Here is a 14,653-nt window from a genome sequence, read left to right as displayed (position 1 = left end):
TGTCTTAAAAGGATATACTATAAAATAGGAAGGAGGAGTGTTAAGTGGAAATAAGAGTATTGCGTTATTTTCTTACTGTTGCACGAGAAGGAAGCATTACAGGAGCTGCTGAATTTTTGCATGTAACACAGCCAACCTTGTCGAGACAATTAAAAGATCTTGAACAAGAGTTAGGAAAAAAATTTTTTATTCGTAGTAATCACAGTAGCGTTCTTACTGATGAAGGAATGCTCCTACGAAAAAGAGCAGAAGAAATCGTTGATATGGTTGATAAATTAGAGGAAGAATTTAGTTCCATGGAAGAAACAATTAGTGGTGATGTTTACATAGGTGGTGGGGAAACAGAAGCCATGAAACATATTGCACAGGCCGTAAAAGATTTACAGTTAAGGAATCCAAATATACGGTATCACCTTTACAGCGGAAACGAAGATGATGTAACGGATCGGCTAGATAGGGGATTGCTTGACTTTGGAATCTTAATTGAACCAGCTAATTTATCAAAATACAATTATGTGGATATCCCAGCCAAAGATGTTTGGGGTGTTGTAATGAGGAAAGATAGTCCTCTTGCCTTAAAAGATACCATTCAAGCAACGGATTTATTAAGCGTTCCAGTAATCTGTTCTCGACAGGCTATGAAACAAACTTTTTCTAAAAATGAATTTGCCGATTGGTTTGGTGAGGATTTTGATAAATTAAACGTCGTGACCACATATAATCTTGCGTATAATGCTGCGATAATGGTAGAAGAAGGTATTGGTTATGCTGTAGTACTTGATAAAATAGTAAATACGTCTAGTGATAGTAACCTTTGTTTTAGACCTCTAGAGCCAAGACTGGAATCAGGCTTAAATATTGTTTGGAAAAAACATCAAGTTTTTTCTTCTGCTGCTGATATTTTTTTGAAAGAGATTAATGCGAAATTTACGAATTGATGTATTAGTAGAAAAATTCTTAAGCATTTTTGTAATTAAGGTGTAATTATTAACTGTTGCTCTGAATGACGATATTAACACCCATAGTAAGCAACATACGCACTTTGCTTCATCACGATAGGAGAGAAGTTGGAGGAAGTAATTATGGCTATATTAGGATGATTTCTTCAATGTGGTGAACCTAAAGACATAAAAAACAATCCATTAATGTTCATTAACGGAATTGTCCTTGGTATATGCGATTCGTTTATGTAACACCGCATTTTCTTAAGTTTAAGAGTTCATTTACACAACGGAATCGAAAATTATTGGTTGAAATATCTATTGTGTTCGAACTACGAGTAGCAACTCGATACCTATTACCATAAAAAGATAAGACATGGTGGAAGTCCTTATAATTCGACTTTTGAGGAGAGAACGTGTAAAAAATTCTAAGTTGATTTGTAGGAAAGTTTTAATTGGTCAATGATTATTTTGCTAAGTATCGATATGAGCAAGAGACTAATAAACGAAAAATTTGGATTCCAGTTCTTTTCTACATAGATATCTATTGTTTTCATTAGAGGAAGTCCAATATATGACACGAATCCCGCAAATAAACCAATGGATATTAAAAAGGATCTCCATCCTTCAAATCGTTGATATAGTATGCTACAACCGATAGGGATTATAAATAAATTAGCAGGCAACATCGTAGGAATAATAGGTTCCAACTGCATTCGATAATCATACCAATCCATCGCCGTAGCAACATCATCTAAATTTTTATTTAATATATAAATTACTCCAAAATAGGCTGCAGTTGTTAGTGCGGTTTGTTTTTTAATAAATACAAACAATAGTGTAATGAATAGTAAACAAATAACGACTAGCATCCACCACTGCCATGTAAATACTGTATGCTTTGTCCAAATCTCTATTCTTAGGTCTGTTAACTGGGTAGAAACTGTATCAATTTTTTTCCCTAACTCGCTCATGATGACACCGCCAAGTAATTATTATTATTATCATTTCCTGAAGAGAAAATATTATGATATAAATTAAAATTAAAGAGAAAATAATTGTAATAATATAATCTAACAGTTTATCTTTATTAGATAATGTCATTTATCATTGCTGGGCGAAGATAAAATTCCAATTCACATGATAAAATTATTGGAGGAAAAATTCACTGTTTACAGACTCTCGGGTGCGACCAAGAAAGCTTGTGAAGATAGCCCTGTTATAAGTTCTCGCTAATACGTGTGGTATCATAATGGTGTTAGAACACAAATTAAATAAAGACACCTAACCAAATACCATTAATCATAGCTATTAGTAAAATCACTTTTTCATGTGATGAAACTTGTTCGTGGTCCTCTATATTCATGGTTATTACTAAAATTAACGAAATGCCAACAAAAAAGCATAATCCTATCATCGCCCAGAACCGATCGATTCCCAGCCAAATAGAACATAATCCCGTTAGACAAAAATAAATAATAGCAGGTAAGCGGCAGTATTTAGCTCCGAATTTTCGAAAAAACCAAACAACGCTTGTCACTTTAATAGGAGTAGCAAGTTGGTCTGCATACCGATCAGGTATATGATGAACCATTATCCAAGAAATACAAAATAAACCGTTAATGAGCGCATTTTGAATAACCCATTCAGGAATGGAATCTAAAGCTAACCATGCTCCAGCCAATCCTAAGGCGAACACAGAAGGAAATGTCGATAACCATTCGCCTGTAAAAGGGCGATAACTAAATTGAAATGGTGGTAACGAATACGATACTGCTCCCCATAAACCAATTAATAATAACACCGCAAGTTTTTCATACCCAATTAAAAGAAGTGCAACTACGCCCAGACTAAGAAAGAACATGAGCTGTTTTGCGAAGCGCCATAATGATTCCTCTTCAACAAGACCTGATTGAAAAACTCCACTCCCACCAGACAAAATACCTGGACTATGTAAATCTGTTCCCGATCTATGATCAGCCCAATCATTTAATAGATGGGTAAGGAGGCCATGGATAAGGAAAGCAGCCAATACCAATAGACCTAAAATAGAATATAATTTTTCCGCAGAGACCGAGTAATACAAATACAGCGGTAAAACAGTAGAAATGATAGTTGTAAAGCTAGATGCCACAACAGCAATCATCCTCAACATTATCCAACCGACTTTAACATGTGTAATAAATGAAGTACTTCTCATACGGTGCCGTCACCACCTGAATTTTCTTGTTTCACAAGTTGTTCCACGAATTAACGATTGATAGGAACTTGGCAATATTATTCCCAAATTAAGACAATCAAATAACAATCCGGATAAATAAAAAGGCTGACACTTGCCTTGAAAGAGAGAAGAGGATTATCAATAAAAGATAACCCTCTTCTTATTCTATAAACTTAATTTAATGGTATGAGGTTGTTTGTACGTAAAATAAAAAACTACTTAGGGTGGTATTTAATCCCGCATTGATCCTGCTTCTCGTGATGTCATAGCACCTTCACCATGGCTTACATCTTTTTGAATATCTTCTTTTACTTTTTGCGGATCTGTTCCGGAAACTTTTGGTTTCGTACTAGACTTCATTTTTCCTTTACTTTGCTGCATGCAAATCCTCCTCGAAATAAGGTTCACCAAACTTATTGTTTCCATAAACACACGCGTTATGTTCAAAAATACTTATGAAGACTTTTGAAAAATCCAGTAAAGATAACTGTGACCAGGGAAGTTTCCACAGTCTTTTAATGGTAGCTTTTCTAGTAGTAAAACGGAATTAACGACCACATAAGAAATATAGTTCAAAAAAATTGTTCCTTACTATTTAATATAGTGTAAAATTAAAAAAAGGAGGGATATATTGGGTTTTGATACATTTTTGGGCATATTCGTCATATTAGCTATTGTTGTTATTTATTTGCTCAGCAAGCGCAGTCAAAATCACCGTAGTCCATACTCAAAAAAGACAGACCAAGAAAAAGCAATAGACAGAGGAAGAGAAAAGCAAAATTCTTTTCAGCCACCACCAGATGATCCACCAGGGGGATTTCCAAATGATTAGCCCGAATGAAGGGAATTTTATAGATATTTAATCATTACAAAAGTAGTGAATCGTTTTTGGGTGAAGTAATACTTTATGAAAGGTCCCGTACTCTTGTTCGGGAACTTTATTGTTAGTTGCAACCCATTGTTGAAAAAACTTATACCACCATTCGATAATAAAAGGTAATAGCCGATTATGAAGGGATTACGTGTATGGGAAGCGAACCTGTTAGTTAGGTATAAAAAAGGAGTGCTTCTATGGAATTAAGCGATGTAATACACGGGCATTCGGGCCTCTTCCAGTGGCAACATGCAATCCTATTCCATTATTGTCACAAGAGATAAAGAGCTTAAGAAGAAATTATATGAACCTCATATGGAGCAGTCCATGGTTGTGGATGCGCCTGTTTTAATAACATTTTGTGCAGATTTTAATAGAATGAGAAAATGGATTTCGCTTCATGATGCACCACAAAACTTTGATAATTTCATGAGCTTTATGATAGGAGCTATTGATGCGACTTTGGCTTCGCAAAACTGTGCCTTAGCAGCTGAAAATGCAGGGTTAGGAGTTTGCTATATGGGTTCAACGTTAGCAAATTGTCACCAAATTGGTAAACTACTAAACTTACCACCAAATGTTGTACCAGTTGTAGGGTATTCACTTGGCTATCCTGCAGAAGATCCAGCTCCACGAGATAGACTGCCAAAACATGGTCTAGTTCATTATGACCAATATCATGATTATTCGGATGAGGAAATTCTTGAAATCTACAAAGACAAAGAAGAAAAGGGATGGGAGCGATATATGGCAAACCCGGAACTGAAGGAAATGATCGAACGATTAGGGTTAAAGAATCTCGCTGAAGTCTATACAATTGCCAAATATACAAAAGAATCTCATCAGGAGTTTTCACAGACCGTGTTGAATTATTTGGCAAAGCAGAATTTCATGAATAATGAGTGATGTTTGTATTTGAATTAGAGGTACTTAGTTACATGATATCTTTCGCAATCAATCAAGGCGGAGACTAAACAATGAATACTTATTTATGCTCAAGGCGGTTCCTATAAAAGGGGATCGCTTTTTTAAAATCCTCACTAATTATTTTCATATATAGATATAAAAAATGAAACTATTTGCACGGTTAGTCGTCAATACGATAGTTAAGCAAAATGAAAAGGGGGGAGAGTCTTGATAGAAAACAGCAAAAAGGAGAAAGATGACTTGCTTATATATTTAGTCCAAACGTATGGGAAATCCGTCAAAAAATTCGCCTATACATACGTCAAGGATTGGACATTAACAGAAGATATCGCACAAGACGTATTTATGAACTGTTACCATCATCTAGACAACTTTCGGAATGAAGCATCTTATAAAACTTGGATTTTTACCATAACCGCTAATAAAAGCAAAGATGTTCTAAAGAGCAGCTGGTTTAAGCAGTTGTTTCGAATAGGGGACAAAGAACCTTTAAACAAGAGTTCATCAGCTGAAGAACTGTATTTAGCCAAAAATGCCGAGGAACAAGTTGTCCAGAGTGTGATGACTCTCCCAATTAAATATAGAGAAGTTATTATTCTATACTACTACGAAGACATGAAGATAAAAGAAATGCAAGAACTGCTTCGCGTAAACGAAAATACAATCAAAACGAGATTAAGTAGAGCAAAAGGTTTGATTCGAAAAAAATTAGAAAGGAGCGGTTTAGAATGGAGAACGAGTTCAAACAGTTAAAGAAGGCGCTCGATCATACGATCTTTAAAGATGTAGATTTTAACCATCAAAAAGCGATTCAGGACATTATTTACTCTGAACAACGAAATAAAAAAAGATCTAAAATGACTTTTTGGAGAAATATCGTTGCGTCAACAGTCGTTCTTGCTGTGTGTACTGTGTTATTTATTTCTTATTTCCAGACAAATCCTAACTTTTTGACGAAGTCTCTAGAAGAAAATATTACGATTTCCGGTAATTCAAAGGATATGGATAAATTAGGTGGAAAAACGACAGAAGAATATCCTGATATCCAGGATCCTGGTCCGCTAACAAAAGAAGAATTAATCGAAAGAATGATGAACACAATGGATTATTTCCATACTGTAGAAGGAAAATTACTGTACTCAAAATTCAGTAAAAATGAATACAAAGTAAATTATCAATTAGAGCTAAAGGAAGATCAATATCTTCTAAATAGCGACATAACATATAACGATGATATACCAGATAGAACACTTATTTCCAATGGGGATAAGCTATATCACATTACTCCAGAGACAGGAGTGTTTTCAACGGAGAATGTAACGTATAGGAAAGGGGACAAAATCAGGACCATCGGTATTAAACAAAATATAGACGGAGAAGCGGCCCTCAATAAGAGAAACCGACCTTATACCGGTGCGGATCAATCCCTTTTTCCTTTCGAATTCGTTCAATCCTATTTATATGAAAATAATAACTGGACAATTGTATCCCAAGATAAGGAGATGTTTGGCTATCATACAATAGTGGTCGAAGGAAGCATAAGTAGAAGAATCGGAGAGGATTTAGTATCAAGCTTTAAACTATGGATTAACCGACCAACTGGAGTATTGTTAAAACGTGAAAGGTATAACCCAGAAGGAAAAATAATAGATACATTAGAAACAACTACATTTTCTTTAAATACACCTATAGAGGATGAGGTTTTTCAGTACAATAGAATAGCGCAGTAATGTTTGTTTAATTACAAATTGGCGTTGTTACAAAATAATGAAGCTGGCTCCTGGAAAGGGTCAGTTTTTCTTTGATACAAAACCCCACCTGGATAAATATGTTAAAATGAATATGAAATTTCCTATTTAGAGTAACGGCAAGAGATTTCAGAACAAGAATAAAAAACAATATCAAAGGGGATTAGAAATGATTAGTTTGCTTAATCTTGGAAGTCTCGTACTTGGGCTAATTGCTTGGATATTGCCTGTTGTTAATCTCATGCGAAATGAAAAGCATGACAATAATAATTGGATTGCTCTATCCATGATGAGCATCAGTGCTTGTGCTATTTCGCTATGTTTTCAGATTTTCTATCAGTATCATTTGGTAATCATTGAGGATTGGTCTGCTCTTATGGACACAACGGGTGCTTTAGTGTTCGTCGCAACTGTACTTCTCATTGTTACCATCTTGTTAAATGCAATCACTTTGATTGTATATCGAAACAGAACAGCAAAAGTTCATTGATTCAAGGCATAATCTTTTTTTCTATAATAATTGGATTCTAACTTTAATAAGAAATTGAAAATTAGGAGGGGATAAAAATGAAGCAGAATGATTTAATACTATTGAACTTTGAAGAAGTTAGACGTAGAAGCATAAAAGTATGGAGAGCAATACCTAATACTAAATTGGATTGGAAACCTGATGAAGAGGCAATGACTTGTGCTGAAATGATTAGACATATATTAGAGGGAGAGTTTCTTTACCATCAAGTCCTTATAGGACGAGGTAGTGAAGGGTTAATTAATGTAGCAAATCCATTTGTCAAAAAAGAATTTACAACAGTAGAAGATGATTTGATATTTTCCCGCCCCTATCGGGAAAGCTTCATTAATTACATAAGGACAATCAGCCCTAATGATTTAGAAAATATAAAGATAGACCGTTCTGATGTTGGCTATGTTAGAACACTTGGAGATATGTTATTACGTATAGCTTATCATGAGTCTGTTCACACAGGCCAATTGTTGGATTATCTGAGAACTATGGGGGTAGCTAGACCATTAGTTTGGGACTGAGTATTTCTTTAAGTTAAATCTTTCCTTAAAGGAATGAGAAAGCAGATAGAATCAAACGTTTCCTGTATAAATATAGAAAATGACTTTTATAAGGTTCTATAGAGGTTGGTACATTAATAATAGGCTTCCTATAGAATAATTTACAGCTTAAAATCCCTGTCTTTGAAATGAAAGGTAGGGATTTTAGCATTTTAGTAAATTCCTAAGATTGAATTAATAATTAGATTCAATTAGTTGGAAAGGATAAAAAAAGCAGTCATAAGTTATGAATTGCGATACCAACATGAACAAAATAGTTAACCGATTGTTGAAATAGACAAAGGAAGTGGGGATGAAATGCCAGCTATTTGGATCCAAGAAGAGACACTAACTGAAAAGTTATTAGAAGATGTTGGTCATTATATGAGAATTGAAGGGGATATAAGCTCAGTTTATTTTATCAGTGAGGGGAGTGAAGGGGACTATGTGGAACACAACAAACAGTTCTTACAAGAATTTTTAATAGAGAGGAATAAATTTCCTATATACCTTACCTTTATTCCATATGATGATCAAATAGAGGAGTATAAGTCGTTCTTAGATAAAAATGATTGTAGCTATACCTTAACGCATCTTGAAGAAAATAGAACATATTACACCTTGTTTCAGAAACATCAATATCATCCCCCTTGTTTCACAGTGGAGATTGAAGAATCAAAAAAACTTAGGGTGGTAATGGAAGAAACTTTCTGGCTGCCTGCTCAAAATGAGTTTTACGCTATTTCGTATGCTAATAACTTATCTTTTTCATTAAAAAGTATGAAGGAGTGGGGAAGAAAAAGGGATCGGTCTGTCCCGATATTTGAAGTAGATACAGATTCAACGTTTATAACTATATTTCATGATGGTGCTGGGTTTTATCTATTTTCCAATGAGAAGGATTTCGCATCCGTAGAAAGCTTAAGCTTGAATTTACCAAAAGGAACGGTGATTGATCAAATCAACGATACATTGATAAATAATGAAGATACAAAAAATTAAATGGCACAGATTAAAGTGGGAAATTTAGATAAATTTTAAACAAAAAGTTCCTTTTTGAATGGATATCTTCCACTCCCATCCGCTAAATGGCAAGCGTTCCTCCATTCAAAACAGGAACGCTTTTGAACTTTATGGAATGGTTCCATCTTCATCGAACAAGCTTAGAAAGACGCCCACTACCTCTGGGTCAAACTGTGTACCATTGTTAAATTGAATTTCTTCGAGGATGGCAGTTAACGAATACTTATCCCGATAAACACGATCGGAAGACATTGCATCGAAACTATCCGCAACCGAAACTATTCGGGCACTTAATGGAATCTTATCTTTTTTTATTCCTTCTGGATAGCCTGTCCCATCGTACCGCTCATGATGGTATAGAACCACGTCTAAAACTCCACTTTCTTGAAACGAAGTGATATGTTTGATGATGTTATATCCTAAAACCGAATGTTCTTTAATAAGAGAATATTCGTCTTCCGTCAATCTTGTTGGTTTATTTAATATATGTTCTGGTATGCCGATTTTTCCGATATCGTGTAGTAATCCGCCAATATAAATACTCCGGATTATTCGCTTAGGTAATCGCATTTTCGTGGCAATTTCTTTGCTTAATTCAGCTACCTTTTCCGAGTGGTGTAGAGTATAAGCATCACGAGATTCAAGCGTATTGACTAGTGCCTTTGTTAATTCTAAACTGTCTTCCCGTATCTTTTGTGCATTTTGCATGAGAGCGACCGAAATAAAGGCAATCATTAAATAAGTAAAGAAGTAAGTAAAGTATGTCCAAATATTCAAAGAATGATCCGTTTCTAGAAAGGATCGACAGGTTACTAGAAATAGGGTTCCTGCAAAGACAAACCAAACGGAACGATTGTAAAATCCGATACCAAGAAAGATCGTAGAAACAATATATAGGATATAATAGTTGTTTGCTGCCTCTCCAGATAAAAGATGAATCAAAATGGATAGGGGAACCAATAGATAAAATCCGTACCGAAAATATGCGGGATATGTTAAGAGTTTATTAAAAAAACGTATCATGCTGCCTCCAAATGGATTCTTAGACTTGATTTGAAGTGGTTCAATATTGCTTGTAATAAGGAAGAGTGTTTAGAATCATAGTCTTATTTTGGGTTATAAAATAACTACATATTCAATCGAATTGAAAATAGGCCATTTTCACAGTCCTTTTAGTAAATGTATATACAAATTTATATTGAAGTATATAGAACAATAGTCTATGCTAAAAGCAAATTATCAAGGTATTATGTATAGGAGATCTTCACAAATACGTAGTAAAGAGTGGTTGATAAAGCAGAGGAGGAGCTAGTCTAGCTCCTTATTGTAGTACATCATAAGAAGCAAATCTTTAGAAAAAAGGTGATGGACGGTTGTATCGCGATCTTATTGTAAATTTAGCACTTATTATTTCTTTTTTATTTGTATCAGGTCAAATTTTTAAACATAAGCCTCTATATTCCTCCAACAAACAAAAGATAGTTGGTGGTTTCATTGCAGGTAGCTTAGGTATAGTTTTGATGATGTTTAGTATTCATATCACGGACCACACGATAATGGATCTAAGAAATTTCGCCATTATCGTTGTTATGATGTCAGGTGGCATCGTTAGTGGGATGATTACAGGTGTAATGCTATCACTAGGGCGCGTGTTGATCTATGGTGTGAATCTTTCTTCCATAACAGCTATATGTACGTTCATTCTATTAGTGCTGGCGTGTTGGGGGATTTCTAAAACAGGGATTAAGCCCTTATATAAGTTTATGTATATGAATGGTTGTAACATAGCAATCGTATTTTCTGCGTACATTTTTCTCATTAATGATCACCAGACATTGATCTCGGCCATGGTTCACTATGGGACCATCTCCTTATTAGGAGGATTTGTCATTTATTCACTTTGTGATTTTATTTCAAGATCAAACGAACAATTTAGAATGCTGAAAGAATCAGCAACAAAAGACTTTCTCACTGGTCTGAGCAATGTCCGGGAATTTGATACTATTTGGAATCAGCGCATCCTGGACGCGAAGCAGAAAGAGGAAAGGTTATCACTAGTTCTAATTGATATTGATCACTTCAAGAAAATCAATGATACCTATGGTCACCCTGTAGGAGACATCGTATTACAAGAACTCGGAAAAGTGTTAAGGGATTCCACTCGTTCGTTTGATACGGTATCTCGTAACGGTGGGGAAGAGTTCTCGGTTATTTTGCCGGATTGTCCAAGCCATCAAGCAGTAGAAATTGCCGAGAAGATAAGAAGAACCGTCGAGCAACATGACTTTTATATTTCAAAGATGGAGAAGATTCATATTACGGTCTCTATTGGGGTCGCTACGTATCCAGAACCTATTCAGGATACGGAAAATTTGATAAAAATAGCAGATGATAGTTTATATCAAGCAAAACAATCTGGTAGGAATAAAGTAGTTGCTTATACGTAAGGTGAGACCGTTAAAAATGGTTAAATATTCTCCTAATTATGCGGCTTTAGTTTAGAAAAAATAATCCATTAACCATCTCTTTAACAAGAGTTGGTTTCTTCTGAAGACTTCTGTTACTAAACAGGAGTCTTTTTGTATGCAATATATTTCCTTCATATACGAATAGATCATCATCACTATTTACATACAAACAGTATGTATGTTAAAATTTGGCCATAATTAAAGAGGAGTGAAGTCCAATGAATATTAAAAGCTTTTATCCGGTCATCATGACAGACAATATAGAAAGAACAGGTGCGTTTTATAAGCAGTATTTTGGCTTTTCGGTCTTATTTGAAGCAGATTGGTATGTTAGTTTAAAAAAAGAAAATACCGGAGATGAGTTAGCCATTCTCAATGCTACACACGAGACAATTCCAACTTCATTTGGAAAACTTGTTCAAGGTTTAATTCTGAATTTTGAGGTTGATGATGTTGATCAATGGTATCAAATTCTGATTAAAGAGAAACAACTCCCCCTCCATTTAGACATTCGTGATGAACCGTTTGGTCAACGTCATTTTATTACAAGTGATCCGAATGGTGTTCTAATTGATGTAATCACGATTATTCCACCTAATGAATCTTTTCAAAATCAATATAGGGAAAATGTATGGCAGGATAATTAACTATGGGCGAATATATTCCTTTAAAATATTATTTTGGTGATAAGTTAGCGGTTCGTTTGTCTAGTATGATTTTGCCACATTATCCAAACTTCCTAAGAGATTCATTCATCAGTAATATTTCTAGACAAGTAGAGGATAAGGAACTTAAGGCTCGAGTTGAGATAATAACAGACGAATTACAAAAACATCTTCCAGGTGATTATGAAGAAGCCTTAGCTATTTTGCTACATATTCTAGGTCCAGAAAACCAATCTGAAGAAGGAATGTTTACGAAAGGTTACTTTCTGATGCCGGTTGCTTTTTTTGTAGAAAAGTATGGACATAAACACTTTGACGTATCTATGCATGCCTTGGTTGAAATTACGAAAAGACACACATCAGAATATGCGATACGACCTTACTTAGCTTTGGATATGGACTGCAGCCTAAAGTATCTTCAGAAATGGATGAAAGATTCCAATCCACACGTAAGACGACTTGTTAGTGAGGGTACACGTCCTCGACTTCCTTGGGCAAAAAGAATTAATCCAATCCATAATGATCCTAATAACAATTTACAGTTGTTAGAAAACTTAATGGGGGATTCGTCTGCCTATGTTCAAAAATCAGTTGCAAATCACTTGAATGATTTGTCAAAAGATTTTTCTAATGTTGTGATAACATGGGTAAAGGAATATATACATCTCCATAAAAATGTGAATTCACGACTTATTAAGCATGGTTTAAGAACCTTGGTCAAAAATGGAGAAGCCGAAGCAATGGAAATAGTAAGTATGATAAACAATCGTTAATCAAAGGTGTGGGGTTCATGAGAAAAACGAAAGAAGAAACGTATCAGACGATAAAACAACTATTGGAAATTGCTAGACAACACTTTACGGAGAAAGGCTACGCAAATGTTGCAATAGATGAAATTGGAAAAGAAGCTGAATTAACAAGAGGAGCGATTTATCATCATTTTAAAAACAAAGAAGGGCTGTTTTTGTCTGTATTTGAACAAGTTCAGAAAGATATCGCTAATCATGTTGAAAAAGAGGCAATGAAGAGTGAGGATATGTGGGAACAACTCTTAAATGGGTGTCGTGCATTCCTAACCGCTGCATCCGAATCTCATAATCATAGAATTTTATTAATAGACGGTCCAGCAGTGTTAGGTTGGAATACTTTTCGAAGGATGGATCAAAAGTATTCAATGACCTCCTTAAAAGAGCAATTACAATTGATGCATAATCACGGACTGATCAGTACATCATCCATTGATTCTTTAACATTTTGTTTATCAGGGGCTATGAATGAAGCTGTCCTTTGGATTACCGAAAGTCCAAATAGACGTCAATTAATAAATGAAGTCATGGAAACCATGGAGTCCTTGCTGGCTGGATTTGAAAATAAGTAAGGATTTATGGTGCAAGGGTTTGTTATAGGGAATGTTTGGTTGAGTGGAGGTTTTCATACCTCTGTGATGGCGGTCATACGAATGACGAGACAATGTTATTTTAATTTCTTACAGTAGAAGAGAGATGACTTTGGAATCATCTATTTAGAGCTTTGCCGTGACGAACTTAAGGATTCTTCTTACCTGGCGAAAAATGGATTCCAAGAAGGATCTGTTGATGATGCCAAATACCTACAAAACCTCCAAAAGTATTAGTACAAATAGTCGAAATTCTTCTAAATAGGAATATTGTCATTGTTAGTTAATACATATAATTACAAATCAAAAACCAGTTAGCTTTTATTAGTCTAGCTGGTTTTTTTATTCGAAAGGACAGTTAAAAGGGGTTCTTTATTCTTTTTAGAAGAGGTGAATAACTATATGAAAAACTGGTTGTATCTACTCTTTATTTGTAGTGTGTTGGTGATATTAGCTGCATGTAACACTTCGACAGATAATTCAAAGGAGGAAAAGCAACTGACGGGGGATGAATCAGATAAAACAGAAGCATTTACTATTGGAGTTATCCCTTCTCAAACAGAGGGTGCAATGGAAAACGCGATGAATAAACTACAATCCATCTTGTCAGAAGAGTTAGGACGTAAAGTGAAAGTCGATGTGTATCCAAATTATAATGGGGTCGTAGAAGCAATGAATTATGACAAAATTGACATGGCTTACTTAGGACCACTCACATATGTCATTGCTCATGCAAAAAGTGGTGCAAAGGCTATTGTTACTCAATTAATTGACGGAGAGCCCTTTTACCACTCTTATATCATTACACATAAGGACAATTCATGGGACAATTTAGATGAATTATTTAACGATCCTAAAAAAATTGATTTTGCTTTCGGTGACCCTGCTTCTACTTCCGGATCTTTAATTCCTGGGATTGAATTAAAAAAACGTGGTGTCTATCAATCTGAAGATAAATATAAGCTAAACTCTGCTCGATTTACTGGTTCACATGATGCTACGGCATTGGCTGTGCAGAATAAGCAGGTGGATGCAGGTGCTATTGATAGTGCCATATTCAATCAGCTAGTTGAATCAGGAAAAATCAAGGGTGACCAAATTAAAAAAATATGGCAATCTGATAAGTTATTCCAATATCCTTGGGCCGTACACAAGGACACAGATCAAGAAACGATAACGAAACTACAGGAAGCCTTTTTAAATATAAAAGATAAAGAGATATTAAACGCTTTTGGTGCATCTGCGTTCACGAAAGCTAGTAATGAAGACTATAAAAGTATTAAAAAAGCTGCGGAAAAAGAAGGATTTATTAAAGAATAGAGCTGATC

Annotated in this window: 17 protein-coding genes; 13 read left to right on the top strand and 4 right to left on the bottom strand. The window is 35.0% G+C overall.

Going from position 1 to position 14,653, the window contains the following annotated elements; all coding sequences use genetic code 11:
- Nucleotides 1–44: 44 nt before the first annotated feature.
- Entirely contained in the window at nucleotides 45–938 is an 894-nt protein-coding gene (locus tag KO561_RS14730) for a LysR family transcriptional regulator (protein WP_231094028.1), read from the top strand.
- Between the two features lie 431 nt (nucleotides 939–1,369).
- Here KO561_RS14730 and KO561_RS14725 read toward each other — a convergent pair whose 3' ends face one another.
- From KO561_RS14725 to KO561_RS14715, 3 genes are all read right to left on the bottom strand, one after another.
- On the bottom strand, nucleotides 1,370–1,915 hold the full coding sequence (locus tag KO561_RS14725) for a CBO0543 family protein (protein WP_231094027.1): 546 nt from the start codon (nucleotides 1,913–1,915) through the stop codon (nucleotides 1,370–1,372).
- 296 nt (nucleotides 1,916–2,211) lie between these two features.
- Nucleotides 2,212–3,141 carry a prenyltransferase gene (locus tag KO561_RS14720; RefSeq protein ID WP_231094026.1) on the bottom strand — a complete coding sequence of 310 codons (930 nt, stop codon included), beginning with the start codon at nucleotides 3,139–3,141 and terminating at the stop codon, nucleotides 2,212–2,214.
- Nucleotides 3,142–3,393: 252 nt separating this feature from the next.
- Complete coding sequence (locus tag KO561_RS14715; protein ID WP_231094025.1) at nucleotides 3,394–3,543, bottom strand: hypothetical protein; 150 nt, start codon at nucleotides 3,541–3,543, stop codon at nucleotides 3,394–3,396.
- A 250-nt stretch (nucleotides 3,544–3,793) separates the two neighbouring features.
- On the opposite strand from KO561_RS14715, the gene KO561_RS14710 reads away from it, so the two are divergent.
- From KO561_RS14710 to KO561_RS14680, 7 genes are all read left to right on the top strand, one after another.
- A complete protein-coding gene (locus KO561_RS14710; RefSeq protein ID WP_231094024.1) occupies nucleotides 3,794–3,994 on the top strand; it encodes a hypothetical protein in 201 nt (66 codons plus the stop codon).
- Between the two features lie 267 nt (nucleotides 3,995–4,261).
- On the top strand, nucleotides 4,262–4,942 hold the full coding sequence (locus KO561_RS14705) for a nitroreductase family protein (RefSeq protein ID WP_269140721.1): 681 nt from the start codon (nucleotides 4,262–4,264) through the stop codon (nucleotides 4,940–4,942).
- Between the two features lie 228 nt (nucleotides 4,943–5,170).
- Nucleotides 5,171–5,716, top strand: coding sequence for a sigma-70 family RNA polymerase sigma factor (locus tag KO561_RS14700; RefSeq protein ID WP_231094022.1), 546 nt, complete (start codon nucleotides 5,171–5,173; stop codon nucleotides 5,714–5,716).
- The gene (locus KO561_RS14695) at nucleotides 5,692–6,693 is read left to right on the top strand and encodes a hypothetical protein (protein WP_231094021.1); all 1,002 of its coding nucleotides are present in this window, start codon (nucleotides 5,692–5,694) and stop codon (nucleotides 6,691–6,693) included. Before KO561_RS14700 ends, KO561_RS14695 begins: the two co-directional genes overlap by 25 nt.
- A 187-nt stretch (nucleotides 6,694–6,880) precedes the next feature.
- A complete protein-coding gene (locus KO561_RS14690; protein ID WP_231094020.1) occupies nucleotides 6,881–7,201 on the top strand; it encodes a hypothetical protein in 321 nt (106 codons plus the stop codon).
- A 77-nt stretch (nucleotides 7,202–7,278) separates the two neighbouring features.
- Complete coding sequence (locus tag KO561_RS14685; RefSeq protein ID WP_231094019.1) at nucleotides 7,279–7,755, top strand: DinB family protein; 477 nt, start codon at nucleotides 7,279–7,281, stop codon at nucleotides 7,753–7,755.
- Nucleotides 7,756–8,091: 336 nt separating this feature from the next.
- Complete coding sequence (locus tag KO561_RS14680) at nucleotides 8,092–8,775, top strand: hypothetical protein (protein ID WP_231094018.1); 684 nt, start codon at nucleotides 8,092–8,094, stop codon at nucleotides 8,773–8,775.
- A 129-nt stretch (nucleotides 8,776–8,904) separates the two neighbouring features.
- Here KO561_RS14680 and KO561_RS14675 read toward each other — a convergent pair whose 3' ends face one another.
- Nucleotides 8,905–9,819, bottom strand: coding sequence for an HD-GYP domain-containing protein (locus tag KO561_RS14675; RefSeq protein WP_231094017.1), 915 nt, complete (start codon nucleotides 9,817–9,819; stop codon nucleotides 8,905–8,907).
- A 350-nt stretch (nucleotides 9,820–10,169) separates the two neighbouring features.
- On the opposite strand from KO561_RS14675, the gene KO561_RS14670 reads away from it, so the two are divergent.
- The 5 genes from KO561_RS14670 to phnD all read left to right on the top strand — a co-directional run bounded on the left by KO561_RS14670 (nucleotide 10,170) and on the right by phnD (nucleotide 14,645).
- Nucleotides 10,170–11,243: a diguanylate cyclase gene (locus tag KO561_RS14670; protein WP_231094016.1), complete on the top strand. Its 1,074-nt coding sequence runs from the start codon at nucleotides 10,170–10,172 to the stop codon at nucleotides 11,241–11,243.
- A gap of 239 nt (nucleotides 11,244–11,482) precedes the next feature.
- Nucleotides 11,483–11,911 (top strand): VOC family protein, encoded by a 429-nt coding sequence (locus KO561_RS14665; RefSeq protein ID WP_231094015.1) that lies wholly within the window; start codon nucleotides 11,483–11,485, stop codon nucleotides 11,909–11,911.
- 2 nt (nucleotides 11,912–11,913) lie between these two features.
- Nucleotides 11,914–12,702: a DNA alkylation repair protein gene (locus KO561_RS14660; protein WP_231094014.1), complete on the top strand. Its 789-nt coding sequence runs from the start codon at nucleotides 11,914–11,916 to the stop codon at nucleotides 12,700–12,702.
- A gap of 17 nt (nucleotides 12,703–12,719) precedes the next feature.
- Nucleotides 12,720–13,307: a TetR/AcrR family transcriptional regulator gene (locus KO561_RS14655; RefSeq protein ID WP_231094013.1), complete on the top strand. Its 588-nt coding sequence runs from the start codon at nucleotides 12,720–12,722 to the stop codon at nucleotides 13,305–13,307.
- A 420-nt stretch (nucleotides 13,308–13,727) separates the two neighbouring features.
- Nucleotides 13,728–14,645, top strand: a complete 918-nt coding sequence (gene phnD / locus KO561_RS14650; protein ID WP_231094012.1) for a phosphate/phosphite/phosphonate ABC transporter substrate-binding protein — start codon at nucleotides 13,728–13,730, stop codon at nucleotides 14,643–14,645.
- Nucleotides 14,646–14,653 lie beyond the last annotated feature (8 nt).

Origin of the sequence: Radiobacillus kanasensis, from assembly GCF_021049245.1 — a bacterium.
Taxonomy (GTDB): Bacteria; Bacillota; Bacilli; order Bacillales; family Amphibacillaceae; genus Radiobacillus; species Radiobacillus kanasensis.
Note: the sequence above shows the minus strand (reverse complement) of the source record. Positions and strands in the feature narration are given on the sequence as shown.

What these genes read in the sequence shown, in the direction of transcription:
- KO561_RS14725 (WP_231094027.1), bottom strand. Translation starts at nt 1,915, where the DNA reads ATGAGCGAGTTAGGGAAAAAAATTGATACAGTTTCTACCCAGTTAACA.
- KO561_RS14720 (WP_231094026.1), bottom strand. Translation starts at nt 3,141, where the DNA reads ATGAGAAGTACTTCATTTATTACACATGTTAAAGTCGGTTGGATAATG.
- KO561_RS14715 (WP_231094025.1), bottom strand. Translation starts at nt 3,543, where the DNA reads ATGCAGCAAAGTAAAGGAAAAATGAAGTCTAGTACGAAACCAAAAGTT.
- KO561_RS14695 (WP_231094021.1), top strand. Translation starts at nt 5,692, where the DNA reads ATGGAGAACGAGTTCAAACAGTTAAAGAAGGCGCTCGATCATACGATC.
- KO561_RS14690 (WP_231094020.1), top strand. Translation starts at nt 6,881, where the DNA reads ATGATTAGTTTGCTTAATCTTGGAAGTCTCGTACTTGGGCTAATTGCT.
- KO561_RS14685 (WP_231094019.1), top strand. Translation starts at nt 7,279, where the DNA reads ATGAAGCAGAATGATTTAATACTATTGAACTTTGAAGAAGTTAGACGT.
- KO561_RS14680 (WP_231094018.1), top strand. Translation starts at nt 8,092, where the DNA reads ATGCCAGCTATTTGGATCCAAGAAGAGACACTAACTGAAAAGTTATTA.
- KO561_RS14675 (WP_231094017.1), bottom strand. Translation starts at nt 9,819, where the DNA reads ATGATACGTTTTTTTAATAAACTCTTAACATATCCCGCATATTTTCGG.
- KO561_RS14665 (WP_231094015.1), top strand. Translation starts at nt 11,483, where the DNA reads ATGAATATTAAAAGCTTTTATCCGGTCATCATGACAGACAATATAGAA.
- KO561_RS14660 (WP_231094014.1), top strand. Translation starts at nt 11,914, where the DNA reads ATGGGCGAATATATTCCTTTAAAATATTATTTTGGTGATAAGTTAGCG.
- KO561_RS14655 (WP_231094013.1), top strand. Translation starts at nt 12,720, where the DNA reads ATGAGAAAAACGAAAGAAGAAACGTATCAGACGATAAAACAACTATTG.
- phnD (WP_231094012.1), top strand. Translation starts at nt 13,728, where the DNA reads ATGAAAAACTGGTTGTATCTACTCTTTATTTGTAGTGTGTTGGTGATA.